A 23,916-nucleotide genomic window follows, 5' to 3' on the forward strand; every position below is an offset into this window, starting at 1 on the left:
ACAAAAGGGCTAGAAGATCTGACTGGCCAGCAGAAACACCAGGGCATAACGAAGCAATTTGCCAAGCCCGATCAAGATGAGGGAGCGCCAGAAGGAGAGGCGCAGCCAACCAGCCAGCAGACAGAGACCATCGCCGACCACAGGCGTCCAGGCAAGCAGCAGACACCAGTGGCCATGACGTTTGAGCCAACCAAGGGCTTTTTGTTCCCCACGGCCTTGAAAATCTTCCGGTTTTTTCTTGTGGGTGGCGAGCCAGCCGAGCCACCAGGTGGTCATGGAACCCAGGGTATTGCCCAGCGTCGCCCAGAAAAGCAGGCTGGTCATGCTCCACTCCCCCTTGACCGCCATGGCACCCAGCAGCACTTCCGAGCTGCCGGGCAACAGGGTGGCGGAGGTGAAGGCGCTCAGAAACAGCCCTCCCAGCCCCATCCCGGTGAAGTCTATCATCCGGGCTGACCGTCTGCGGCGGACATGCGCAGCAACAGCTTGCCGCGCACATGGCCCTGCTCGATGGCCTGATGGGCCAGCGCCCCTTCTGCCAGCGTGTATTCACCGGAGACAGTGATCTTCACCTCCCCCTGGCGAAGCAGCGTCAGCATCTGGGTCAGCTGCGTTCGATCGGGATGGACCAGCATGCCGACAACCTCGACGCCGAGCTCGGCTCCCGCGTCCTTGATCTGCTGGGCCGTGATGGTGGGGACCGTCACCAGACGGCCGCCCGGCTTGACGCAGGCCAGCGCCGCCTTGCCACTCTCGCCCCCCACCAGATCCAGCACCAGATCGAACGGACCATCGGTGATCGCTTCGGTGCACCACCCGGCCTGGTGGTAATCCACCATCCGGCTCGCCCCGAGACTATGAAGGAAGCTGTGATTGTCGCCGCTTGCCGTGGCAACCACGTGGGCGCCATAGGCGGCGGCAAACTGCACCGCCAGGTGGCCGACGCCACCGGCACCGGCCAGGATCAGTACCCGTTGCCCCGACTGCAAGCCACCGTGCTCCAGCAGCCCCTGCCAGGCGGTGAGACCCGCCAGCGGTAGGGCCGCTCCCTGCCTGAGGCTCACCCCATCGAGCTTGACCAGCTCCTCCTCGCGGGCCACCACGGATTCGGCATATGCACCGGCGGCGAGGGGGAAACCCACCATGCCGCACACCAGATCCCCCTCGGCCAAGGAGGTCACGCCGGGCCCCACCTTTTCCACCACACCGGAGACGTCATAGCCCGGCGTCCAGGGCAGGTTGTCCTTGTTCTGGGCGGCCGCCCAGCCGAGACCGGCCCGAGTCTTGGCATCGATGGGGTTGACCCCCGCAAAGCAGATGCGCACCCGGACCTCTCCCTCCGCGGGCACCTTGTCCAGGGAAGGGTTGAGCCTGAGTACCGAGGGGTCGCCGAATGCGGTAATCTGTAGCTGCGTCATTGCACAATCCATCCTGTTGATTGATCAAGGGTCAACAGAATAACAGCGAGGACACCATGGCTCGAATGTTTCTTATTCCTCTGTTGCTGGCCCTGGGGTGGTGGGCGTTTCTGCTCTACTTCCGCATTCCGCTCAAACAGGGGGCAAAGGGCTTTTACTGGATCATCGGCATCGGCGGCGGGCTGGCCGCCTTCCTCAGCCTGATGATGGTGCTCACTCACTAGGGTTCAGGGACAAGGGGGAAGAAGAGAAGATGCTGCATGGACTGAACCATCTCACGCTGGCAACCGGCGATCTCGACAGCAGCGTTGCCTTTTATGTCGACTTGCTGGGATGTCGCCCCAGGGTGAGATGGGCACGGGGAGCCTATCTCACCCTCGGCGATCTCTGGCTCTGTCTCTCCTGCGATCCCCCCCAACCGGCCAGAGATTACAGCCATGTCGCGTTTGGCATCTCGCCTGAACAGTTTCCTGCCTTCTGCGCCCGTCTGCGCGCGGCGGGCGTCGTGGAGTGGAAGAAGAACAGCAGCGAAGGGGATTCACTCTATCTGCTGGATCCCGACGGGCACCGGCTGGAAATCCATGCAGGCAACCTGGATAGCCGGCTCGCCTCCCTCAGACAGCAACCCTATGAGGGTCTTATCTGGTTCGACTGAGCCGGATTCATCCCTGCTCGGCACGAAGATGGTAGTGACGATTGCTGCCCTGCCCCAGCACGCCCTGCGCCAGCAGATGCTGGAACACCCGGTCCACCTCCTCCAGAGACAGTGACAATGCCTCCGCCACCTTGCGTTTGCTGCATTTGAGCTCGCCGCTCTCCAGCGCACCGCGCACCTGGGCGACCACGGCTGGCTCGGGCACGGGTCTGCTGATGGCTGGCGGCTCCGGGGTCGGCACTGCGACCCGGGCCTCGGCTTGCGCCTTCTCCCGTTGCCACATCCATTGACGGCGGAAGCGGTTCTCCTCACCGATCAGGCTGACGAAAAAGGCACCAAACGCATCGAGCAGGATAGACAGGAAGCAGACCAGCAGGAACTGCACCTGGCCGATGCTCATGCCCACCCCGTCCGCCAGACTGCTCATCAGCCCCAGCATGGAGGACTGCTCCCCCAGCGGCTTGGCGTCCCGCTCCTGGCGCAGCTCGTCCTGACGCAGCCTGAGCTTGGTGTTGGCCTGCTGCAGACCGCTGACGCCGCTCGAGATACGCGCCATCTCGATGTATTTGCGGGCCGCCTCTTCGTTGAGCTGGATCTGCCGCTCTATGCTGGCTATCTGCTCGTCGAAACGGGCTATCTCCCGCTCGTGACGCGCCTGCTGGCTCAGGATGGTGTTGGTGGCGCTGTTGATGCCGCCGATACTGCCCCCGATGGAGATGGCGGCCAGCACGCTGTAGAACAGCAGCGACCAGAAGGCGCCGCCCAGATCCCGCCTCGCCTTGCACTCGCCGTACTCGTACCAGACGTAGAACTTGCCCAGCTCGAAGATGATGGCCAGCCCGCCGAACAGCCACTTCATCAGGGGGTTTTCGTCGATGGAGAGAAACAGCAGCAGGGAGAAGACGATGGAAGCCAGAATGGCCAGCCCGGTAAAACTGTAGACTGTCGTGAGGGCGAACCATCCCTTGGGGTAACGCAATGCGGCGCAAGCCTGTGTAGTCATGATGAAGCGGGAAACATCTGCAGGAAAAGTTGGCTGCCGATTATAGTCACCACTCCCCCGGAGAGAAGGGCAAATCCCCGAATTCCCGCCGATGGACGATCAGCTGCCCAGAGTGCGACCAAAACGTGCAAATCGGCAGCAGAAAAACACTACAATCGACCCCGTACCTGAAGGACATCTGCGGTTATGCTCGGGTTAAGCCCGCCGCATTACACTCTTTTCCACCGAACACGACTCGAGGACATCATGAACAGAACGACGGCTTTGTTGCTCTCTCTTTTTCTGATCACCGGTAGCGCCCTGGCACAGGACGAAGGGAGCCAGACCTTCTCCGTGGATGCGCTGACCTTCAATCTGGACTGGAATGACACGCAGTTTGACTGGTCCCAGAGCAACTGCTTCGATCTCGGGAGCGGTGACGCGGCCGCCGCCGACTGCAAGAGGATCAACCTCAATCTGGAGGACGAGACGCAGCGCAACCAGCCCCCCAGCACCAACCAGATCAGCACTCAACCGGATCAATGATCCCCCTGACAGGGGCCTTGATGCGATGACCCACATGAGCATGACTTCCCGCGGCGCACTGCTGCTCTCCCTGCTTCTGGTTCAGGGAATGGCCTTTGCTGCCCCCCCTTCCAAACACGATGACGACATCCGGATCTCCACCGACCAGGGCCGGGTAAGCCTGGATTGGGACGACAAGGAGTACGAGTGGTGGCAGCACAACTGCCTGGATGTCAGCACCCGGACCAGCCGCATCCAGCTCAACTGCGACAACATGGATGGCAAATACCGCGACCATTACAACCGCAGCATTCACAGTGGCAACAACCCGGGTCAGGGCCATGACAAGCCCAGGAACAAGCACGGCGGCAACGGCCACCAGAAACACTGACCAGCATGCCCATGGACATGGACATAGTTGAGGGGCCTGTGGCCCCTGGAGTCATGTCCCCTACCAGTAGTTTTCCATGCTGATATTGCCGGGAGCGCGACGCAGGTTCTTGGCAAGCCCCAGCCCGAGCAGGGTCTGCTGAGTCTCTTTCACCATGGCGGGGTTGCCGCAGATCATCACTTGGCTCAACTCGGGGGAGAAGTTCAGCCCCACCCTCGCCTGCAAGCTGCCATCGACGATGGCTGCCGGGATGCGCCCTGCCATCGCCCCCGGCCAAGTCTCACGACTGACGAAGGGAACATAGCGAAAACGCTCGCCATGCTGCTCGGCAAAACGGGCGATAAGCGGCTGGTAGCTGAGCTCTTCCCCTTTTCTCACCCCGTGTACCAGCACCAGATGCTCGAAGCGGTCGAAGACCTGTCCTTCTGCCAGCATGGCGAGGAAGGGGCCGATGGCGGTGCCGGTTGAGAGGAGCCAGAGGTCCCGTCCCGGGGGAATCTCATCCAGGGTCAGGAAACCGGTGGCCTGGGACTGCACCAGCAGGCTGTCGCCCACCTGCAGGGAACCGAGAGAGGGACTCAGCTCACCGCCGGGGATCTCCACCAGATAGAATTCGTGATAGGGCGTGCCGGGAGGATTGACGAAGGAGTAGGCACGCTGGACTCGACGCTCGCCCTGTTCCAGGGCCAGCTTGGTGAATTGACCCGCCTTGTAGGGGGCAAGTTCCGCCTCCACACGCAGGGAGAGCAGGGTGGGTGTCCACTCGATGCGCTCGATGACCTGACCTTCGACCCAGGCAGCCATAAAGGTTCTCCTCCAGAGGAACAGACCTTCACTTTACCCCTTGATCTGAAAATAAAAAACCCGCGCAAGTGCGCGGGTTTTTCTGCAAGAGCGGAACGCTATTACAGAGCAACAACCTGGATTTGTACGGTTGCTTTGACGTCAGCGTGCAGCTGAACAACAACTTCGTACTCACCGGTGTTACGCAGAACGTTGCCCATGCGGACTTCGCTCTTGGCAACGGCTACGCCGGCAGCAGTGATGGCTTCAGCCACGTCACGGGTACCGATGGAACCGAACAGCTTGCCTTCGTCGCCAGACTTGGAGGCGATGACAACGGCAGCCAGCTCACCCAGCTTGGCAGCGCGCTCTTCGGCAGCAGCCTTGTTGGCAGCCAGTTTGGCTTCCAGCTCAGCGCGACGAGCACCGAAGGCTTCGATGTTGGCCTTGGTGGCCATAACAGCTTTGCCTTGCGGGATCAGGTAGTTACGGGCATAACCAGCTTTTACGGAAACTTGGTCACCCAGACCGCCCAGTTTGGCGATCTTATCGAGCAGGATAACTTGCATTACCTTTCCTCTATAAATTTCGTTGAGTTAGGCGTAAGCGCCGGGCCGATTCTTACTTGTTGTGCAGATCGGTGTACGGCAGCAGAGCCAGGTAACGAGCACGCTTGATGGCGCGTGCCAGCTGACGCTGATACTTGGCGCGGGTACCGGTGATACGGCTCGGTACGATCTTGCCAGATTCAGTGACGTAGTTTTTCAGAGTAACGATATCTTTGTAGTCGATCTCGGTAACGTTCTCGGCGGTGAAGCGGCAGAACTTACGACGACGGAAATAACGTGCCATGGCCTTTATCCTCTAATGCGGTGATCTAAGAATTACTCTTCGGAAGACGCTTCAACAGCATCTTCGCGACGCTCGTCGTCACGACGGGTGAAGCGCTCTTCCTTGGCCTTGGCCATCGGAGAAACTTCAGTCACGGCGTGCTTGGTGCGCATGATCATGTTGCGGATAACGGCATCGTTGAAGCGGAAGTTGGTTTCCAGCTCATCGATAACGGCCTGTTCAGCTTCTACGTTCATCAGAACGTAGTGAGCCTTGTGCAGCTTGTCGATCGGGTAAGCCAGTTGACGACGGCCCCAATCTTCCAGGCGATGAATGGTACCACCAGCGGTGGTGATAGCGCCGGTGTAACGCTCGATCATGCCAGGTACTTGCTCGCTCTGGTCCGGATGAACCATGAAGACGATTTCGTAATGACGCATTTTAGCTCCTTACGGATTAATTCAGCCTCCGCCCAGGTGCAGCCAGACCTCGGAGGCAAGGAACATAGTGATGTTTAGACGCTGCTTTCTAGGGCGGCGTATTGTACGAAATCACCTCTCCCACTGCAACTGGCGAAGCAAGATGTTTTTCTCGATGAGCCCGATACAAAACTTTAATTGATAACAATTATCATTTAGTTCCATACTCTCCTCATATCCCCACGGAGGATGACAGTATGCAACCTGCGCTCACCACGGCCATCCCGGCCCGCAAATTCAAGCTGACCCTGCTCGGCCCCGCCTTCATCGCCGCCATCGGTTATATCGACCCGGGCAATTTTGCGACCAATATCCAGGCCGGCTCCACCTTCGGCTATCAACTGCTGTGGGTAGTGGTGTGGGCCAACCTCATGGCCATGCTGGTGCAGACCCTCTCGGCCAAGCTCGGTATCGTCACTGGCAAGAACCTGGCGGAACACATTCGTGATCGTCTGCCCAGGCCCGCAGTCTGGGCCTATTGGGTGCAGGCCGAGATCATCGCCATGGCCACCGATCTCGCCGAGTTCATCGGCGCTGCGGTCGGCTTCAAGCTGCTGCTCGGCATCACCCTGCTGGAAGGGGCCTGCATCACCGCCGTGGTCACCTGGGGGATCCTGATGCTTCAATCCCGCGGCCAGAAGCCGCTGGAGTTCGTGGTGGGGGGCCTGCTGCTGTTCGTGGCCGCCGCCTACATCGTCGAGCTGATCTTCTCGCGCCCCCACCTGCCGAGTCTGCTGGAAGGGGCACTCTTCCCCGGCCTCCCCAATGGTGATGCTGTCTATCTTGCCGCCGGCGTGCTTGGTGCCACCGTGATGCCCCATGTCATCTATCTCCACTCGGCCCTGACCCAGCATACCCAGGAGCAGGGCACGGTGACCCAGCGACTGCACAGCACCCGGGTCGACGTGGCCATCGCCATGACCATCGCCGGCTTCGTCAACCTGGCCATGATGGCCATGGCGGCTGCCGCCTTCCACAGCTCCGGCAACCAGCAGGTGGCCGAGCTGGAATCGGCCTACCAGACCCTCACGCCCCTGCTGGGCCCGGCAGCCGCCACCCTGTTCGGCCTCTCCCTGGTCGCCTCCGGTATCTCCTCCACCGTGGTGGGGACGCTGGCGGGACAAGTGGTGATGCAGGGCTTCGTGCGCTTCACCATTCCGCTCTGGCTGCGCCGAGCCATCACCATGGCCCCCGCCTTCGTGGTGATCGCCATGGGCCTCAACACCACTGAAATCCTGGTGTTGAGCCAGGTAGTGCTGAGCTTCGGCATCGCCCTCGCTCTCATTCCGCTGCTGATCCTGACCGGTGATCGCGCCCTGATGGGGGCACATCGCAATCACCCCGTCACCCAGGCCGTGGGGCGCCTCATCGTCGCCCTGGTGATCGGCCTCAATGCCTATCTGCTGGTCACCACCCTCTAACGCCATCTTGAGGCTCATTGACCCGGGTTGATGAGCCTCTTCGCACTTTCGCGTATGCTGCTCCTTTCCCTTCTCATCATCTCGTTGCGGGAGCCCTGCCATGGAACATACCCGAGCCAGCTTCGTACTGGGCCACCATCAGGAACAGGCCAGCGTCGTCTGTTGCAAACAGGGGGATCCGACCCTGCTGGTCACCGACCTCACCCCCTTTCATCCCCAGAGCCACCTCTGGCCCGATCAACCCGGTGACGTGGGCACAGTGCGCTGGGAAGAGGGGGAAGCGGCCGTGGGCCCCTGCCGCATGGGCGCCATCAGTCCCGAGGGCGAGCTGTTCGTGGATACGGAGATTCCGGTCAAGCGGGGGGCGGATGGGTGGGCTTTCGTGGTGGTGCATCCCCTCGCCGGTTCCCATCACCTTGCCATTGGCTCGCCTGTGGAACTGACAGTGGATGCCGAGGCTCGCCATGCCCTGAGCCTGGGCCACAGCGCCTGCCACCTGGTGGCACTGGCCCTCAATCGGGCGCTCACGCCCTATTGGCGAAAGGAGACAAGCGAGCTGGACGCTCTCGGGCAGCCGGATTTCGATCGCCTCGCCATCCAGCACTCCCGGGTCGAGCCCAGAGGATCAAAGGAGCAGTACCGGATCGGCAAGAGCCTTCGGAAAAAGGGAATCAACAGCGAGGCATTGCTGGCCGACCTCGACAGGATAGCGCTCCAGGTCAACGAGCAGCTGATGCGCTGGCTCAAAGAGGGAGGCGAGATCCGCCGCAGCCGGGCCGGTGATGCCATCATCGATTCCCGCTACTGGCATGGCATGGTGGACGGTCGGGAGATCACCATTCCCTGTGGCGGCACCCATGTAAGCACTCTGACCGAGTTGGGCCAGGTTCAGGTGACGCTGGCCTCCAGTGAAGAGGGATTTACCCTCACCACCCGGGTCACTCCCTGAACCACCACAGCCTTCCTGATGCCGCACCGCCCTGACCGGGGCGGTGTCCCGACAGAGAGACCGCAGGCAGATCAGCGCGGCGGTATCTCACCCCGGGCTGACGACCACATGGCCACGGGGTAGCAAAAAAACCATGCGATGCACCACGGATGAGGGGCCACTTGCCCCTTTCCTGGCACCTGACGATGTCAGGCAGGCTCCCTTCGCATCCCCATGTGAGGGATGTCATCTTCCAGATACCCTTCCCCTTCGGCCACGAAACCATGCTGGCCGTAAAAACCTTGCAGGTGGGCCTGTGCACCGAGCCAGATACTGTGTGCAGGCCAGCGTGCCTCGCACTCTCTGACCGCTTGCACCAGCAGGCGGTGACCCAGTCCGCCCCCCCGCGACGTGGGAGAGGTAACCACGCGGCCGATGGCGGCGCCGCTGCCATCACCAATGCCGGGTGCCATGATGCGGGCATAGGCGGCCAGCAGATCGCCCTGATAGCCGAGCAGGTGCCAGACCCCTTCGCGGCGATCGAGCCCGTCCAGATCCTGGAAAGGGCAGGTCTGCTCCACCACGAACACCTCGGCGCGCAGGGCAAGCAGCTCATACAATTCATCAGTGGTCAGCTCGGACCAGGATTTCATACTCCAGTTCATGAATGACTCCTGTTTAATGGGGTCTGACAGCATAATCTTGCTCCCGACGAGGGGCATTAACCTTGGTTAAGTTGCCCCCCTTCTCATCCAATGCGGACATGGCCGGCAAAGAGCCGATCTCTGCCCAGGTTCATCGGCAATCCCTTCTAGCTCAACCCTGATCGCGCGTTTTCAGCCGCCTGCGGATGCGGCTCAGGCTGATGGGGGTGATCCCCAGATAGGCGGCAATCTGGTGATCCGGAACCCTGGCATCCAGCGCGGGGAAGCTTCGCAGAAAATGCTGATAGCGCGCCTCTGGGCCCCCGGTCAGCAGCAACAGCTCTTTCTCCTCCTTGATGCGCAGTTGCACTTCAAGGAGATGGTGATACCAGGCGGGCCAGCAAGGGAGTCGGCGCAGATCCGCCAGCGGAAGAAGCTGCAGCCGGCAAGGCTCCAGCGCCTCCACGCTGTAGCGGGCGGGCTCACCACTGAGCAGGTGGTGGAAGTCGATAAACTCGTCCCCCTCCCAATAGAACTCCTTGATGTACTCGCGGCCATCCGCCAGCACCACCCTGGCCCGCAGCAATCCCTCCTCCACCCTGACCAGCAGTGCCGGACTGTCACCGGCATGCCAGAGGCAGGTGCGAGGGGGCAAGGTCAGGGAGCGGACAAAAGAGAGGAGGCGCTCGGCCTCCTGCTCATCTGCAACCCGTTCCCAGACAAAGGGGGGTCTGTCGGTCATCGTCTTGTCAGACGCGGCGCTGGCGCACGGCTTCGAACAGGCAGACACCGCTCGCCACCGAGACGTTGAGGCTGGATACCGCCCCCGCCATCGGGATGCTCACCAGCTCGTCGCAGTGCTCGCGGGTCAGACGGCGCATCCCCTTGCCTTCGGCCCCCATCACCAGCGCCATGGGGCCGGTGAGTTTGGCCTGATAGAGATCGTGATCCGCCTCGCCGGCGGTGCCGACGATCCAGACGCCGCGCTCCTGCAGCTCGCGCAGGCTGCGGGCCAGGTTGGTGACCTGGATGAGCGGCACCACTTCGGCGGCGCCACAGGCGACCTTGCGCACCACGGATGTGAGGCCTGTGGCCTTGTCCCGCGGCACGATCACCGCATGCACCCCGGCGGCATCGGCACTGCGCAGACAGGCGCCGAGATTGTGCGGATCGGTCACCCCGTCCAGTACCAGCAGGAAGGGCGCTGTCTCTTGCGCCGCCAGACCGTCCAGCAGGCTGGCCAGGTCGTGCTCGGCCAGCTTGGGCGCTTCAATCACCTTGGCCATGATGCCCTGGTGATTGTTGCCTTCCGCCTTGTCATCCAGCGTCTTGCGGTTCACGCTCTGCACCCTGATACCGAGGGACTCCAGCTCGGCCAGCAGGGGATGCAGCCGCTCGTCATCGCGGCCCTTGAGGGCCCACACCTCGATGAAGCGCTCGGGGGTGCGCTCCAGCAGCGCGGAGACGGCGTGAATGCCGTAGATCAGTTCAGTACTCATTTAGTGCTCTTGGCCTTGTCGCGGGCCTTCTTGCCCGGTCGTCTGTTGCTGGGCTTGGCACGGCCACCCTTGTCGGATTTACCGCTCTCCTTGCCCTCTTTGCGTTTCTCGTGGCGCTGGGCGCTCTTGGCCTTCTCTTTCTTGATCTCGGCCTGCTTGCGCGCCATCTCCTTGGCGTTCTTGCCGGTGGCCTTGAGGGGCTCTTCCACCATCACGAAGTCGATCTTGCGATCGTCCAGGTTCACGCCCATCACCTTGACCCGCACCTTGTCACCCAGACGGTAGCGGCGGCGGAAGTTCTCGCCGATCAGCTGCTGGTGCAGGGGGTCGAACTGGTAGTAGTCGTTGGTGAGGGTGCTGACGTGCACCAGACCGTCGATGTGGATCTCCGCCAGACGCACGAAGAAGCCAAAACCGGTGACGCTGGCGATGACGCCGTCAAACTCGTCACCCACGTGATCCAGCATGTACTCGCACTTGAGCCAGTCTGCCACGTCGCGGGTGGCATCATCGGCACGGCGCTCCGTCATGGAGCAGTGCTCGCCCATGGGGTCCACTTCTTCCAGCTGGTAGTGGTAGCCACCGCTCGGCGTCCACTTGTGGCGCAGGTTGCCCTGCTGCTCCTTGGCGGTCTGGTACTTGATCGCCCGGTGCAGGATGAGATCCGGGTAACGACGGATTGGCGAGGTGAAGTGAGCGTAGGACTTCAGGGCCAAGCCGAAGTGACCGATGTTGTCGGCCTGATAGATGGCCTGACGCATGGAGCGCAGCAGCATGGTGGAGAGCAGTTCCGCATCCGGGCGCCCTTCGAATTTGGCGGCCAGGTCGGCAAAGTCCTTCGGCTCGGGCTCCAGGCCCCCCTTGAGCTCCAGACCCAGTTCGGCCAGGAAGTCACGGAAGCCGGTCAGACGCTCCTCGCCCGGGCGGTCGTGCACCCGGAACAGGGCGGCGGCCTCGTTCTTCTCGATGTAGCGGGCGGCCGCCACGTTCGCCTGGATCATGCACTCTTCGATGATCTTGTGGGCGTCATTGCGCACCAGCGGTACGATACGGTCGATCTTGCGCTGGGCGTTGAAGATGAAGCGGGTCTCCTCGCTCTCGAACTCTACCGCACCGCGTTGATGGCGAGCATGCTTGAGCGCCTTGTAGAGGTTGCTCAGCTCCTCGATGTGGCCCACCAGCGGATCATACTGCTGACGCAGCTTGGGATCCCCGTCCAGGATCGCCGCTACCTTGGTGTAGGTCAGGCGAGCGTGGGAGTTCATTACCGCTTCGTAGAACTTGTAGCCGGACATGCGGCCGGCGGCGGAGATGGTCATCTCGCACACCATGCAGAGCCGGTCGACCTGCGGGTTCAGGGAACACAGACCGTTGGAGAGCACCTCCGGCAGCATGGGCACCACGAACTCGGGGAAATAGACCGAGTTTCCGCGCTGATAGGCTTCGGTGTCGAGGGCCGTGCCCGGTTTCACATAGGCAGAAACGTCGGCAATAGCGACCCACAGGCGCCAGCCGCCACCGCGCTTGGCTTCACAAAAGACAGCGTCATCGAAGTCGCGGGCGTCTTCCCCGTCGATGGTCACCAGCGGCAGAGCGCGCAGGTCGATGCGACCCTCTTTGGCCTTCTCCGGCACCTGCTCACCGAGACCGGCGACCTCTTTGGTCACCTCTTCCGGCCAGGTGTGCGGAATGCCGTGGGTACGCAGGGCGATCTCGATCTCCATGCCGGGCGCCATGTTCTCACCCAGGACTTCCAAGACGGTACCGACCGCATTGAAGCGGGCAGTGGCGCGCTGGTTGATGCGCACGACCACGACCTGGCTCTGGCGAGCCCCCTTGTTCTCCCCTTCCGGGATGATGATGTCCTGGCCGATGCGGCTGTCATCGGGTACCACGAAACCGACGCCGTTCTCGACGAAGTAACGACCGACGATGTCCGCCTCGCGGGATTTGAGCAGGCGCACCAGACGCGCTTCCTGACGACCCTTGCGATCGATCTCGGTCGGCTGCACCAGGGCATAGTCGCCATGCATCAGGCGCTGCATCTCACGGTTGTTCAGGAAGAGATCCGCTCCACCACCCTCGGGGCGCAGAAAACCGAATCCATCTTTGTGGCCAAGCACATAGCCTTTGACCAGATTCAGGCGATCCGGCAGGGCGTAACATTGGTTGCGGGTGAACACGAGCTGCCCGTCGCGCTCCATGGCGCGCAGACGACGTCGCAAGGCTTCCAACGGCTCTTCATCGGTCAGCTTGAGGACCTTGGCCAGCTCTTCCCGGGACATGGGTTTTTCATGGCCCTTGATGAGCTCCAGCAGCATCTCGCGACTGGCGATGGGGTTTTCGTATTTTTCGGCCTCGCGTTGGAGGAAAGGATCTTTTTGAGACATAAGCAGGCCTTAGGGTAGGTAATAACGCAGACATTATATCGGAGGGGGGAGCTAATGGCATCCATCGACTGCCTTTTGGCCATTCTCTCTGTCATACTGGACACAGTTTGCAGGTATGTGAGACTCGGAACTCATGAGCAAGGACTCGTTCGCCCAATCTGCCGCCTATTTGAAACAGGCGGTTCCCCTGATGATCAAGTATCAAATTCCCACCACGCCGAACAACTATCACCTTTGGTACAGCTATGTCTCCGGCGACATGCCCGAACTCAACCATGCCGTCGATCAGGCGATAAAGCAGCAGGGAACCTTCTCCCTGACCACCTGCGAGCGTCTCTACCACCAGCACCTTGCAGCCCAGGACGAGCAGCAGATGGAGGCGATGAAACTCAATCTGGCCGCCATGGCCAGCGAGCTGAGTCACTCGATGCAGGATGCCATCTCCGATACCGGGCTGTTTCAGGAGATGCTCGACAAGAGTTTCGACAAGCTGAGCAAGATAGACGACGAGGGGCTCAGCCTGGAAGACACCATGGGGATCCTGCGGGATCTCGTGCGCGAGTCGCGTGACGTACGCATGTCCACCCTCCACTTTCGCAACCAGCTCAGCAGCGCCGAGAAAGAGATCAAGGAGCTGAAACAGGCCCTGAACGAGACGAGGAAGCTGGCCACCGAGGACCCGCTCACGTCTCTGCTCAATCGACGCGCCTTCGATCTCGAGATGGACAGCCTCATCCGCAGCAAGCAGCCCTTCTCCCTGATCCTGACCGATATCGATCGCTTCAAGAACTTCAACGACGAATACGGACATCTGCTGGGGGACCAGGTGCTGCGCATCGTCGGCAAGCGGCTGCGAGAGGCCAGCAAGGAGGGCATAACCGCCTATCGCCTGGGGGGTGAGGAGTTTGCCCTCTTGGTGCCAAACCGCGCCCTGGCACTGACCCGCCAGATGGCCGAGAGCCTGCGTCGCGTCATCGAGCGGATGTCGATTCTGGATCGCAAATCCGGGCGACGCATCGATCACATCACCGCCTCGTTCGGTGTGGGGGAATACATCCCCCAGGAGACGGCAGACACCCTGATCGAGCGTACCGACAAGCTGCTCTACAAGGCCAAGGAGCTGGGACGCAATCGGGTGATGCCACTGCCTTCCTGATCCCACCAGATGCAAAAAGGCCGGTCATTGACCGGCCTTTTTCATGCTTCCCTTCTCGGGATCAGAGGCTTTTCAGCTTCTCTTCCGGCAGGGCCAGCTCGTCATTGTGGTTGACACCGATACCGCGCTCCAGCACATGGCGGGCGATGGCATGGGCCTCTTCCAGCGAATGCATGCTGTAAGTACCGCACTGGTATTCGTTCAGCTCGGGGATCTTGCCCTGATCCTGCACGGTCAGCACGTCGCTCATGGCGGCCTGCCAGGCAGCGCCAACACGGGCTTCATCCGGCGCACCGATCAGGCTCATGTAGAAGCCGGTGCGGCAACCCATGGGAGAGATGTCGATGATCTCCACCCCATTCCCATTGAGATGGTCACGCATGAAGCCGGCAAACAGATGCTCCAGGGTATGGATGCCGCGCTCGGAGAGGATCTCCTCGTTCGGCACGCAGAAACGCAGGTCGAACACGGTGATGGTGTCCTTGTTCGGGGTCTGCATGGTCTTCGCCACCCGCACTGCCGGGGCGGCCATGCGGGTATGGTCGACGGTAAAACTGTCCAATAACGGCATTTCTGACTCCTGATTTGGTTACCAGAACCAGCCCCCGCTGGAGAGCTGATCCTTGCATTGTCGATACTGGGCACCGTAGCGCTGGGCACGGGCCTCCACCTTGCGGGAGACCTTCATCAGCCATCCCTTGCTGCGGTAGCTGCCACGTCGGTAGCCCCCCCAGCCTTCGTGATAATTGAGATACTGGCCATAGGCATCCCACTTGGATGTGCCGTTGAGCCGCTGTGCCTTGTGAGTGTACCAGCCCATGAAATCGATGGCGTCGGCAAAGTCGTCGCGATCGCTCCAGCCGTTGCCGGTTTCCCGCTGGTAGTCGGCCCAGGTTTCGTCTTTCACCTGGGCATAGCCGTAGGCTGAACTGGCCCGCCCGGTGGGGATGAAGAGGAAATACTGCATCGGCGGCTGAGCATCATGCACGAAGGAGGACTCCTGGTACATCATGGCCATCACTACCTGGACAGGTGTCCCCCACTTCTCGTTCATCTTGAGCGCCGCCTCGTGCCACTCGGGTTTCTCCCGAAAGATCTGGCACAAGTTTTCCGGCTGGGCCGGCGGCCGGGTACTGCACGCGGTGAGCGCCATCAGGCACGCCGCCACGACCCCGATACGGTAAAACGACATCAGAGCGACAGACTCTTGCTGTTCATCACAGGGCACATCCACCACATCAGATCGCGTCTTCGTTCTCTTCACCAGTACGAATACGAATGACGCGCTCCACCTCGCAGACGAAGATCTTGCCATCACCGATCTTGCCGGTACGCGCTGTGTTCTGGATGGCTTCCAGGCAGGCATCGAGATCCTCGTCCTGCACCACCAGCTCCACCTTGACCTTGGGCAGGAAGTCGACCATGTACTCGGCACCGCGATAGAGCTCAGTATGCCCCTTCTGGCGGCCGAACCCCTTGACCTCGGACACTGTCATGCCGTTGATGCCGATCTCGGCCAGGGCCTCGCGCACATCGTCCAGCTTGAACGGTTTGATGATGGCTTCAATCTTCTTCATGGTGACTCCTTACCAGTTCTGTTTGCCGAACCCGGATGTGATGGGATAGCGGCGGTCCTTACCAAAGTTGCGAGCCGTGATGCGAGGGCCGACGGCGGCCTGACGGCGCTTGTATTCGTTGAGATCCACCAGGCGGATCACCTTGCGTACCACCGCCTCTTCGAAACCTTCCGCCACCATGTCGGCGACAGACGCATCCTCTTCCACGTAGCGCTTGAGGATGGCATCCAAGATGTCATAGGGGGGCAGGCTATCCTGGTCCACCTGATCCGGTGCCAGCTCGGCCGACGGGGGACGATCGATGACACGCTGCGGGATCACATAATCGACGGAATTGCGGTATTCGCACAGCTTGAAAACAAGCGTCTTGGGCACATCTTTCAGCACGTCGAAGCCTCCGGCCATGTCGCCGTACAGAGTGGCGTAGCCGACCGCCATTTCACTCTTGTTGCCGGTAGTCAGCACGATGCGGCGACGCTTGTTGGAGAGCGCCATCAACAGCACACCACGGCAGCGCGCCTGCAGGTTCTCTTCGGTGGTGTCGCGGGCAGTCCCTTCAAACAGCGGTGCCAGCTGGGCCATAAAGCCCTCGAACATGGGCTCGATGGAGATGATATTGAACTCCACCCCCATCCGCTCGGCCTGCTCCTTGGCATCCTCCACGCTCATCTGGGCGGTGTAGCGGAACGGCATCATCACCGCCTGCACCTTGTCCGCCCCGATGGCATCGGCCGCAATGGCCAGGGTCAGCGCCGAGTCGATACCACCGGAGAGGCCCAGCACGGCGCCCTGAAAACCGTTCTTGGTGACATAGTCGCGCACCGCCAGCACCAGGGCCTGATAGGTCTCGGCCAACGGCTCCAGCGGCGCCGAGGGTTCCCGCTCCTTTACCGGCTGACCATCGGCAAAGCGCACCAGCGCCAGCTCTTCGGCAAATGGAGCAAGCTTGTGGGTCAGCTCGCCCTGGCTGTTGAACACCTTGGAGCAGCCGTCGAAGATCAGCTCGTCCTGGCCGCATACCTGGTTGAGGTAGATGAGCGGCAGGCCGGTCTGATCGCAGCGTTCCGCCATCAGCTCGCGGCGGATCCAGGGTTTTTCCTGATCATAAGGAGAGGCATTGATGGTGAGCAGCAGCTCGGCTCCCGCCGCCTTGGCGGCCAGCGCCGGCCCCGGCTGCCAGAGATCTTCGCAGATGAGCAAGCCCAACTGATGGCCACGGAACGGCACCACACAGGTATCGGTCGCCGCAGTGAAGTAGCGCTTCTCGTCGAACACCCCGTAGTTGGGCAAGTCCTGTTTGAAATAACGTGCCCGCAGTTGACCGCGCTCGTAGAGAGACGCCGTATTGTAAAGCGCCCCCTCTTCGCGCCAGGGATGGCCCACCAGAATGGCACATTGTCCCTGCCATGCCGCGATGCGGGACAGCGCAGCCTCGACCCGGATCATCAGGTCGGCGCGCAACAGCAGATCCTCAGGCGGGTATCCTGTCAGGGCCAGCTCGGAGCAAACCAGCAGATCGGCCCCTTGCTGATCGGCTAGGGCTGCTGCCGCCAGTACCTTGTCACAGTTATCTTCGATGGCGCCTACCGTCAGATTTAACTGGGCAAGCATCAGAGAGAGGGCTTTTGCCATGGCGATGCATCTTGAATTCGAAAATGATGGGGAATGATAAAGAAAAGGCGCTGGCTGTGCCAGCTCAACACTTGGGCTTTGCGCTGGTGTTCTGGCTGTCTGGAGATAAGATGTAACTAATCGAGGGAGATACTGCCATGATCAAGGACGAGAAAGGATTCACCCTGCTGGAACTGATGATCGCCGTCAGTCTGGGGGTCATCTTGCTTGGTATTGGTGCACCGGCCATGTCGAGCCTGCTCAATGAGAATGCCTTGAAATTTGAATCTCGCACACTCTTGAAATATCTGCGTTTTGCTCGTAGCCAAGCCATCGACAACCAGCAATCTGTCACTGTGTGCCTTGCCAATGCCAGTGACAATTGTGTCACCGCCAATCCGACCCAATTCCTCGTGTTCGTCGACGGTAATGGCAATGACATTTTCAATAACGGTGAGCAGATCCTGGCAAGAAGCCCTCAGCTATCTGACTCGCTGACTGCTGCAAACAATCGAACTTCCACTACCTTCAGCCCTGATGGCACCAGCCTGGGTACCAATGCCACCATCACACTGTGTCGTTCAGGAAATGCCCAGATAAATCTGGTCATCTCTCCCTCCGGCCGCACCACCCAATCTACCCAGGCAAATATCTGCCTATGAATGAAGTTCTTCGCTATCGCAGTTGACGGGCATCCTGTTGCTGACCCTCTTTTGACTGGAAATTTTCCTCCACAGTGCGGCATTCCAGGATTTTCTTCACAGGCTGTACCGCACCATCCACCTCGTATCCTCTTTGTTTGAATTTATCCTGCACCGCCTTTGGCGTGTTGTCTGCCACAGTACCGTGCAGGACAACCTTCTGGCCGTTAACCAGCTCGACATAACATTTTATGTCATCTGCCAAGACGGACCCGGATAACAAGAGGCACAAACCCAACACCCCGCTGCGTGTTTTCATTGTGCCTCTCCTTCGTAGAGGTAAATTTTCTTGGGCGACATATCCATCTCAGCCTCCTCTGCCCCCTGGTTACACTCTCCCGCTCCGGTACAACGCTCAGGCTCACCATCCCCTTCATCTTTCAGGATGACCTCTTCCCCGACACCGCCTCCAATAATGCGGATCTTGGCATCGTCTCCTGCATGCACCACCAAATCGTCGGCAACCTTGTTCTGTACTTCGACATAACGCTCAGGTGTCTGGTTGCCTTCAAGATCAACCACATAACGGAAGGAACTGCCATAATGCATGTCTACCATGTATTGGCGTGCAGCCCCGATGGATTGAATGGTGCATTGCTGGAACGACTGCACTTGCGGCAGGAACGAGGTGAAGTAAAGCTTGCCCTGAAGTACGACCCCGGCCCCCATGGATTTCTCACCCGGTTCGTTCAACCAATTGACCCACCCTTTGGCAGTGGTAATTCCCGCCTTGGTCGCCAATATTCCATCCGTGTTTGTCTGGGCAGACAAAGGATCAGAGGTCACATCATAAAGGTCAGTAATCAAGATGGGGCTTCTCGCCTGCGCATTGGCGGCACGCGGCACGACATCATAATCACGCAACATGAAATAGCCATTGCGGACGGTCGCTTCCGATGAGGGGCGATTGCGGTCTCCACTCCCAATCAGCACTGCATCAAAGGGACGATCCTGATAGGAGTAGACCACATTCCCTCCCACAACGGTGCGGGTGACCTGCTTGTTGATGGTACGCACCACGATAGGCTGGGTGAAGAAACGGCGATCATCGGCTTGAGTGACATCCGACCCCAGGCTGGCAAATTTGAAGACGCGCCAGTCAGATTTGTTGGTGCCAGGGAGATCCATGCGCCAGATATTGCCCCCCGTATCACCCACATAGATGCGATCGACTTTGCCATCACCATCGCTGTCAAGCGTAGCTACCGATCCGGGCATGCTGTCGGTCATCTCCGTGACCCTGAGGTTGCTGGTTGAAGTCGCAGCAGGGGTTGCACTGAATATCAGCGCCCCTGTGTCGGCATTGACGATGTAGATACCTCTGCCCATGCTGTCACTGGTTCCCAATCCCAGCACGCTCTTGTTCACGTCATAACCGCCAGCAAAGATAAGTACGGGATCACTGACTCCCGGCACAAACGCGACTTCCGGTACCGACCAGGTCAGCCCCAGCTCACCAAAACCAGTCGTCAGACTGTTCAGACGCCACTTCAGTGTCGGCGTATCCGGGCTGGAAACGTTGAATGCATAATAGGCTTTGCCGCCGCTCCTCAAGCCGGTAAATACCCAGACAAAATCACTCTCGGAGGATTTCAGCACCCCGTTGCGATTGGCATCCTTGATAAGGGCAACCGGAGAAGAGTCAACACCGTAGATATGTTCGGCTGATTCCGCATTGAGGCGCAGCGCCTTCTGATTGGCCATGAACTCATAAGGTATCGCCGCCCAGCTTTCGTCTATGGTGCTCCCCATGTCCTTGAACATATGCAGAAAACCAGCGTTGGTCCCAAACAGGATACGCAAGTCCGGCGCATCCGTCGGGTTACCGGATTGCGGGCCATAATTCAGCACCAGGGGACGTGAGTGCAGGGGGTCACCCATGATATGGGCGCGGATCAGGGTTGATGTATCAAAGTCCTCATCGTCGACATCCAACCCCTTGGTCCAGTTGATCAGGGAATCGAGTTCAGTCGTCGTATCTGCCTGCATGAAGGTCATGAGCGCAGCTTCACTGCCAGCCTGCGTCACCAGATTGGCCTTGGTCAGCTGATCGAGGCGGTTCTGGGCATTGTTGATGACATAGAGACTGCGGTTGCTTTTCCCCGCCAACATCTCTTGCGCCCCACCTTCGGCCACAACGTTCCCGTCACGGCCGGATGACCAGAACGTCTGGGCACTGTCGATGATGGTGCCATCAAACTTGATAGCAGGCAGTCCCCGGCTGTCAGCCACATAACCGTCAGGAGAAAAGATCAGTTTTTTCAGATTGCCCCGCCATCTGGGACCATCATCCGGCTCAAACATGGCGTAATAGATGTTGTTGAGACTGCGTGTCCGGTCAAAGTTGTTGCTGGCAATGGCGGGGGACACCAGCGAGGTATTGATCCGCAGGATCGCCAGCAGCGACGCCTTCAACGCATCACTCAGGGCAGAGGCGTTGGTTGCCGGATAATAAACGCCGCCACCACGACGGGCGGTTTCAGCAAGCAAATTACCGGCCCCGCTTATCGCCTCGTCACCAAACCCGACGGTAAAGGTCGTGACTGTCTGGGTACCAGGAGAAACGGCATTCACATCCTTGTGTTTCATATAGCCCGCCAATGCGGCCAGATAACTGCTGGACCTGTTCCCCGAACCATAAGAAACGGTAGTGCCATAAGCTGCTTTTTCATCGCTGGACAATGTATTTATCAATCCCTGGACAAAGGTATTGGCATCCCCGTCCTGAGTCGGCTCCCCATCGGTGATGTATATGACGTAACCGTTGTTTGAGCAGTTGTCATAGGGGGCTTGATAGGTACCTGTCGGGCTTTCGGCGGTCGTATCTCTCGTGCCTCCTTGCAAGCCATAAACAACGCTTCGTCCCCCGAAGAAGCGATACGCCTCACTCAACGTCTCGCATAATGGTGTGTTGGTACTGGCAGTCAGTCCTTCGACCCTGTCGAGCAGGTCTTGTTCTCCGGTCTTGCCATTCGACAACGTGATCTCGCTACCCAGAATATCCCGGACAACTCTGCCGCCATTGGTACTGCTACTGTCATTCCTGTTGAAAATAGCCAGACCAAAATCAACCCCGGGGGCAGATGATATCAATCCTTTGACTGCATCTTTGGCAATACGCAGCCGGGATTCTATAGAGTAACCCGTAGGCCCGTAATACCACCTGATATAGTTGGCAGAATAAAGCACCACGGCCGTATTGCTGGCATTAACAGAGTCTCTTGTTGCCGCTGTATAAAACCATGAGCCTTGATTATTGCTGGTTTTATTGACCGGATACCCGGTGCCAACACTCCAAGTACCTGTGTATGGGTTGGCAGGGTTATTTGCGGTCACATCCTGCTTGCAATCGACCAAGTCGATGTTGTTTTCCTGATAACCACTAATTGAATACCAGCTTCCCCTCCCTCTCCCCGGAGGGTTGCCACTTGTCACTTCATAAGTCCAGACTTGCGACTGAAAATAACCGATACTTGCAAGAGGTCCCTTGGAGGTGGCACAAGCGTTCAGTTTGTCAGAGAAACGCTTGTTGCTATTAATAGCGGGAATGCTCCCATCGGTTGAAAAATAGATATATTGTTTAGTATTGCTTTTGTCGGGATCATTGCTCAAGGCTGGATAGACAGTCGCTGGATTATAAGCTTCCTTTATCTGTTCCATGGTGTCAGCCATACTGCCGGAGTTATCAAATATCAACAGCACTTTAGGTCTGAAATCACCAGCCTTATTAAAGTCGTATATAAAAAGCTCGGTGTCATCGGCTCGTGTTGACGTCATGCCAAAAACAAGACTGCACCAGCATAAAATTGAACCGAATCGTTGTAACCACATATCCTTCGCTCCTATTTTGTGAGCAGTGGCTGTTCCACACCCGCAGTCCAGGTCAGCGGGCGAGAATATTTTCCATAATTGACACCGGCCTGTAGCTCGACATATTTGCATACAGGAATCACATTGCTGCTGCTGGCATCCACCTTGCGTTTGCAGACAGTTTCCGTGCGATTGGTGAGGGCCACATTGGCTGAATTATTGCTGCTATTGACACTGATGGCAGCACTCGCCCCCTGCGCAGAACCTATGTTTGCAATCACCGTCGATATGTTATTGCTCTGTACCGCCGCTTCGATGATGCCTTCCAGTCTGTGTTCTGCCTGCCTGAAATTGGCCGCAGAGCCTGCCATCTTGAGATCCTGCCCGGAGGACTGCATCACCACCACGGCGATCAGCGTCAGAGGTACCAGGATGATCAGCGCGACGATCAGGGCTACGCCATGCTGTGATCTCATTTTCCTCCTCCTGCAATCACGGCTGGATTACGTAATGAGACACTGGATTCCAAGAGCAAGCGACGATAACCATCGCCATTCCCCGAAACAGATTCAGTACCTACCTGATAGATATTATTATTTTCATAATCATGAGACTCTTGAAGTGAACGCACCAGAATAAACACTCTAGCTGAAATGACTCGCCCTTCTCTCCATTCATCAGACGTAACATTTTGACCACTAACATAACTATCAACTATCCCATCTTGTACGATATCATTATCTACACCCAATAAAACCTGTATATTTTGTATGCCTGCAGCGACACCTAAAGAACAGTCATTAGGTGCACTACAACCTGATATCGACTCATCATTACTAGATAGTCCATCAGATACAGTAAGATATTTTTTTCTGAGCATTGGAATATCACCCGATGAAATATAATAAATTACATGCTGATATTCCCATAAATGGCTGGGCCTAGATGTAGAGTTTATAACATCTCCACTTTTAAAAAGTTCAGCGGACTCCGTTGTTGTTGCTAGATAAAACCTATCAGAAGCAGCAGTTTTTGTATTAGCTTCTAGTAATCTAGATGCAACAGTAGCTGCTGGTAGATCGCTAATATCAAAAGGATCGCCGATGAGTCTCTTAATACTAATGACATTAGTCCTTGCAACTCTAACTCCTATTGGAATACATGAAAATGCGCCACCAGTTATCGCTCGTGTATTATCTATCCAACCGATCCAAAGAGGACGAACAAGACTTGTAGCCGTTGGCAAACTACCTTGACCTCGTTCATCCAAACAATCAATTGAACTGACTAATGATGCGCCTGTATTAGATTGAACTGCACCTGACCCAATAATTAATGGAGAACCTGTGTAGTCCCCCCAGAAGCCCGCCCATTTCAGGTCCTGGGTCACCAGGCGCATCGCGATACGACCGTTCTCCTGCAACTCGCTCTGATCGAAAGCATCCTCCGTTGTGGCACGGGAAGCCACGAAGATGCTGAGGCCCCCGCCCACCAGAAATACGCCGATCAACATGGCAATCAGCCATTCAATCAGGGTGAAGCCGCGGGCATTCATAGTGTGGTCGTCAGTACGAACTGACGCCTCTGTCTGTCTGCCGCATTGCCCAACCCACAACTGTTGCGCACCGCGGCCACTGCACCGGCACCATCGGACAAAGACTCCCGCCCCTGCCAGAAGATCCCTATGGTCAAACTGTTGTTGGCGCCACGGATCACGCAGCCGACCGGAGATTGCAGAGGTGACGCGGCACCGGATACCGCGGTTCCCAGCAGAGACTGCTGCCAGTAGAAGAGGTCCAGTGCCTGCCGCTCAGTCCTGCTGCAATCCGACATGGTGCCATTGTTGTTGGCACAGCTCGGCATATCCAGGATCGCGTTGCCGGATACCACTGTCGTTCCCTGACCAGACCAGCTGTCTTTGTTGATCCTGGCGCGTTCCACCAGATCATTGGCCAGCCAGTTGGCGATGGTGCGCTGACGCGCTTCGTAGCTGGAAAACTTGGCGGTAACCTGCATTGCAACCAATCCCAGCAAGCCGAAGGAGAGCACCACGGCCGCAATCATCACCTCCAGCAGGCTGAATCCCCTCGTGTGTCGATGGTGCAGTGGTTTCAT

General features: G+C 58.6%; 28 protein-coding genes. 8 read left to right on the forward strand and 20 right to left on the reverse strand.

What is annotated here, in order from left to right; translation table 11 throughout:
- Positions 1-9 precede the first annotated feature (9 nt).
- Both BN1120_RS04060 and BN1120_RS04065 read right to left on the reverse strand, forming a co-directional pair.
- Entirely contained in the window at positions 10-447 is a 438-nt protein-coding gene (locus BN1120_RS04060) for a YqaA family protein (RefSeq protein ID WP_029313803.1), read from the reverse strand.
- The gene (locus BN1120_RS04065) at positions 444-1,418 is read right to left on the reverse strand and encodes an NADP-dependent oxidoreductase (protein ID WP_042014870.1); all 975 of its coding nucleotides are present in this window, start codon (positions 1,416-1,418) and stop codon (positions 444-446) included. Before BN1120_RS04065 ends, BN1120_RS04060 begins: the two co-directional genes overlap by 4 nt.
- Before the next feature lie 56 nt (positions 1,419-1,474).
- Between BN1120_RS04065 and BN1120_RS20600 the strand changes: the two genes are divergently transcribed.
- Complete coding sequence (locus BN1120_RS20600; protein WP_005308905.1) at positions 1,475-1,642, forward strand: hypothetical protein; 168 nt, start codon at positions 1,475-1,477, stop codon at positions 1,640-1,642.
- Between the two features lie 29 nt (positions 1,643-1,671).
- Complete coding sequence (fos, locus tag BN1120_RS04070; RefSeq protein ID WP_039040005.1) at positions 1,672-2,073, forward strand: fosfomycin resistance glutathione transferase; 402 nt, start codon at positions 1,672-1,674, stop codon at positions 2,071-2,073.
- Between the two features lie 7 nt (positions 2,074-2,080).
- Here fos and BN1120_RS04075 read toward each other — a convergent pair whose 3' ends face one another.
- Positions 2,081-3,076 carry a hypothetical protein gene (locus BN1120_RS04075; RefSeq protein ID WP_041214492.1) on the reverse strand — a complete coding sequence of 332 codons (996 nt, stop codon included), beginning with the start codon at positions 3,074-3,076 and terminating at the stop codon, positions 2,081-2,083.
- Between the two features lie 246 nt (positions 3,077-3,322).
- On the opposite strand from BN1120_RS04075, the gene BN1120_RS04080 reads away from it, so the two are divergent.
- Positions 3,323-3,601, forward strand: coding sequence for a hypothetical protein (locus tag BN1120_RS04080; RefSeq protein WP_052130388.1), 279 nt, complete (start codon positions 3,323-3,325; stop codon positions 3,599-3,601).
- A 40-nt stretch (positions 3,602-3,641) separates the two neighbouring features.
- Complete coding sequence (locus BN1120_RS04085; RefSeq protein WP_029313799.1) at positions 3,642-3,971, forward strand: hypothetical protein; 330 nt, start codon at positions 3,642-3,644, stop codon at positions 3,969-3,971.
- A gap of 60 nt (positions 3,972-4,031) precedes the next feature.
- Here BN1120_RS04085 and BN1120_RS04090 read toward each other — a convergent pair whose 3' ends face one another.
- The 4 genes from BN1120_RS04090 to rpsF form a co-directional block, all read right to left on the reverse strand.
- Complete coding sequence (locus BN1120_RS04090; protein ID WP_042014872.1) at positions 4,032-4,775, reverse strand: ferredoxin--NADP reductase; 744 nt, start codon at positions 4,773-4,775, stop codon at positions 4,032-4,034.
- Between the two features lie 101 nt (positions 4,776-4,876).
- Positions 4,877-5,323 carry a 50S ribosomal protein L9 gene (gene rplI, locus BN1120_RS04095; RefSeq protein ID WP_010673120.1) on the reverse strand — a complete coding sequence of 149 codons (447 nt, stop codon included), beginning with the start codon at positions 5,321-5,323 and terminating at the stop codon, positions 4,877-4,879.
- A gap of 52 nt (positions 5,324-5,375) precedes the next feature.
- On the reverse strand, positions 5,376-5,606 hold the full coding sequence (gene rpsR / locus BN1120_RS04100; RefSeq protein ID WP_005313392.1) for a 30S ribosomal protein S18: 231 nt from the start codon (positions 5,604-5,606) through the stop codon (positions 5,376-5,378).
- Positions 5,607-5,638: 32 nt separating this feature from the next.
- Positions 5,639-6,025 (reverse strand): 30S ribosomal protein S6, encoded by a 387-nt coding sequence (rpsF, locus tag BN1120_RS04105; RefSeq protein WP_005331771.1) that lies wholly within the window; start codon positions 6,023-6,025, stop codon positions 5,639-5,641.
- A gap of 236 nt (positions 6,026-6,261) precedes the next feature.
- On the opposite strand from rpsF, the gene BN1120_RS04110 reads away from it, so the two are divergent.
- Positions 6,262-7,485 (forward strand): Nramp family divalent metal transporter, encoded by a 1,224-nt coding sequence (locus BN1120_RS04110; RefSeq protein WP_042014875.1) that lies wholly within the window; start codon positions 6,262-6,264, stop codon positions 7,483-7,485.
- 100 nt (positions 7,486-7,585) lie between these two features.
- A complete protein-coding gene (locus BN1120_RS04115; RefSeq protein ID WP_042014877.1) occupies positions 7,586-8,434 on the forward strand; it encodes an alanyl-tRNA editing protein in 849 nt (282 codons plus the stop codon).
- Positions 8,435-8,622: 188 nt separating this feature from the next.
- Here BN1120_RS04115 and BN1120_RS04120 read toward each other — a convergent pair whose 3' ends face one another.
- From BN1120_RS04120 to rnr, 4 genes are all read right to left on the reverse strand, one after another.
- Positions 8,623-9,078, reverse strand: coding sequence for a GNAT family N-acetyltransferase (locus BN1120_RS04120; protein ID WP_042014879.1), 456 nt, complete (start codon positions 9,076-9,078; stop codon positions 8,623-8,625).
- Positions 9,079-9,229: 151 nt separating this feature from the next.
- On the reverse strand, positions 9,230-9,799 hold the full coding sequence (locus BN1120_RS04125) for a Crp/Fnr family transcriptional regulator (RefSeq protein WP_042014880.1): 570 nt from the start codon (positions 9,797-9,799) through the stop codon (positions 9,230-9,232).
- Between the two features lie 7 nt (positions 9,800-9,806).
- Positions 9,807-10,556: a 23S rRNA (guanosine(2251)-2'-O)-methyltransferase RlmB gene (rlmB, locus tag BN1120_RS04130; protein ID WP_041214488.1), complete on the reverse strand. Its 750-nt coding sequence runs from the start codon at positions 10,554-10,556 to the stop codon at positions 9,807-9,809.
- A complete protein-coding gene (gene rnr, locus BN1120_RS04135; protein ID WP_042014881.1) occupies positions 10,553-12,946 on the reverse strand; it encodes a ribonuclease R in 2,394 nt (797 codons plus the stop codon). Before rnr ends, rlmB begins: the two co-directional genes overlap by 4 nt.
- Positions 12,947-13,079: 133 nt before the next feature.
- Here rnr and BN1120_RS04140 point away from each other — a divergent pair, with 133 nt between their 5' ends.
- Entirely contained in the window at positions 13,080-14,102 is a 1,023-nt protein-coding gene (locus BN1120_RS04140; RefSeq protein WP_041214487.1) for a GGDEF domain-containing protein, read from the forward strand.
- Between the two features lie 61 nt (positions 14,103-14,163).
- On the opposite strand, the gene luxS is transcribed toward BN1120_RS04140, so the two are convergent.
- The 4 genes from luxS to BN1120_RS04160 are packed head-to-tail and all read right to left on the reverse strand — an operon-like array spanning position 14,164 to position 17,311.
- Positions 14,164-14,673, reverse strand: coding sequence for an S-ribosylhomocysteine lyase (gene luxS / locus BN1120_RS04145; RefSeq protein ID WP_010673112.1), 510 nt, complete (start codon positions 14,671-14,673; stop codon positions 14,164-14,166).
- A gap of 18 nt (positions 14,674-14,691) precedes the next feature.
- Entirely contained in the window at positions 14,692-15,294 is a 603-nt protein-coding gene (locus BN1120_RS04150; RefSeq protein WP_042014883.1) for a transglycosylase SLT domain-containing protein, read from the reverse strand.
- A gap of 46 nt (positions 15,295-15,340) precedes the next feature.
- The gene (gene glnB / locus BN1120_RS04155; protein ID WP_005308848.1) at positions 15,341-15,679 is read right to left on the reverse strand and encodes a nitrogen regulatory protein P-II; all 339 of its coding nucleotides are present in this window, start codon (positions 15,677-15,679) and stop codon (positions 15,341-15,343) included.
- Between the two features lie 9 nt (positions 15,680-15,688).
- Positions 15,689-17,311: an NAD+ synthase gene (locus BN1120_RS04160; RefSeq protein WP_042014884.1), complete on the reverse strand. Its 1,623-nt coding sequence runs from the start codon at positions 17,309-17,311 to the stop codon at positions 15,689-15,691.
- A gap of 137 nt (positions 17,312-17,448) precedes the next feature.
- On the opposite strand from BN1120_RS04160, the gene BN1120_RS04165 reads away from it, so the two are divergent.
- Positions 17,449-17,952, forward strand: coding sequence for a GspH/FimT family pseudopilin (locus tag BN1120_RS04165; protein WP_010673109.1), 504 nt, complete (start codon positions 17,449-17,451; stop codon positions 17,950-17,952).
- Between the two features lie 13 nt (positions 17,953-17,965).
- Here BN1120_RS04165 and BN1120_RS04170 read toward each other — a convergent pair whose 3' ends face one another.
- From BN1120_RS04170 to pilV, 5 genes are read right to left on the reverse strand one after another with little or no spacing between them, the layout of a single operon-like run.
- On the reverse strand, positions 17,966-18,250 hold the full coding sequence (locus BN1120_RS04170; protein WP_042014885.1) for a TapY2 family type IVa secretion system protein: 285 nt from the start codon (positions 18,248-18,250) through the stop codon (positions 17,966-17,968).
- Entirely contained in the window at positions 18,247-21,822 is a 3,576-nt protein-coding gene (locus BN1120_RS04175; RefSeq protein WP_052455401.1) for a pilus assembly protein, read from the reverse strand. The genes BN1120_RS04170 and BN1120_RS04175 overlap by 4 nt, the downstream gene beginning before the upstream one ends.
- A gap of 11 nt (positions 21,823-21,833) precedes the next feature.
- Complete coding sequence (tppD, locus tag BN1120_RS04180; RefSeq protein WP_042014886.1) at positions 21,834-22,277, reverse strand: type IVa pilus pseudopilin TppD; 444 nt, start codon at positions 22,275-22,277, stop codon at positions 21,834-21,836.
- The gene (locus BN1120_RS20605) at positions 22,274-23,356 is read right to left on the reverse strand and encodes a PilW family protein (protein ID WP_080767882.1); all 1,083 of its coding nucleotides are present in this window, start codon (positions 23,354-23,356) and stop codon (positions 22,274-22,276) included. The genes tppD and BN1120_RS20605 overlap by 4 nt, the downstream gene beginning before the upstream one ends.
- Positions 23,353-23,916 carry a type IV pilus modification protein PilV gene (pilV, locus tag BN1120_RS04185; protein ID WP_042014887.1) on the reverse strand — a complete coding sequence of 188 codons (564 nt, stop codon included), beginning with the start codon at positions 23,914-23,916 and terminating at the stop codon, positions 23,353-23,355. Before pilV ends, BN1120_RS20605 begins: the two co-directional genes overlap by 4 nt.

This window comes from Aeromonas caviae (assembly GCF_000819785.1).
Lineage (GTDB): Bacteria > Pseudomonadota > Gammaproteobacteria > Enterobacterales > Aeromonadaceae > Aeromonas > Aeromonas caviae.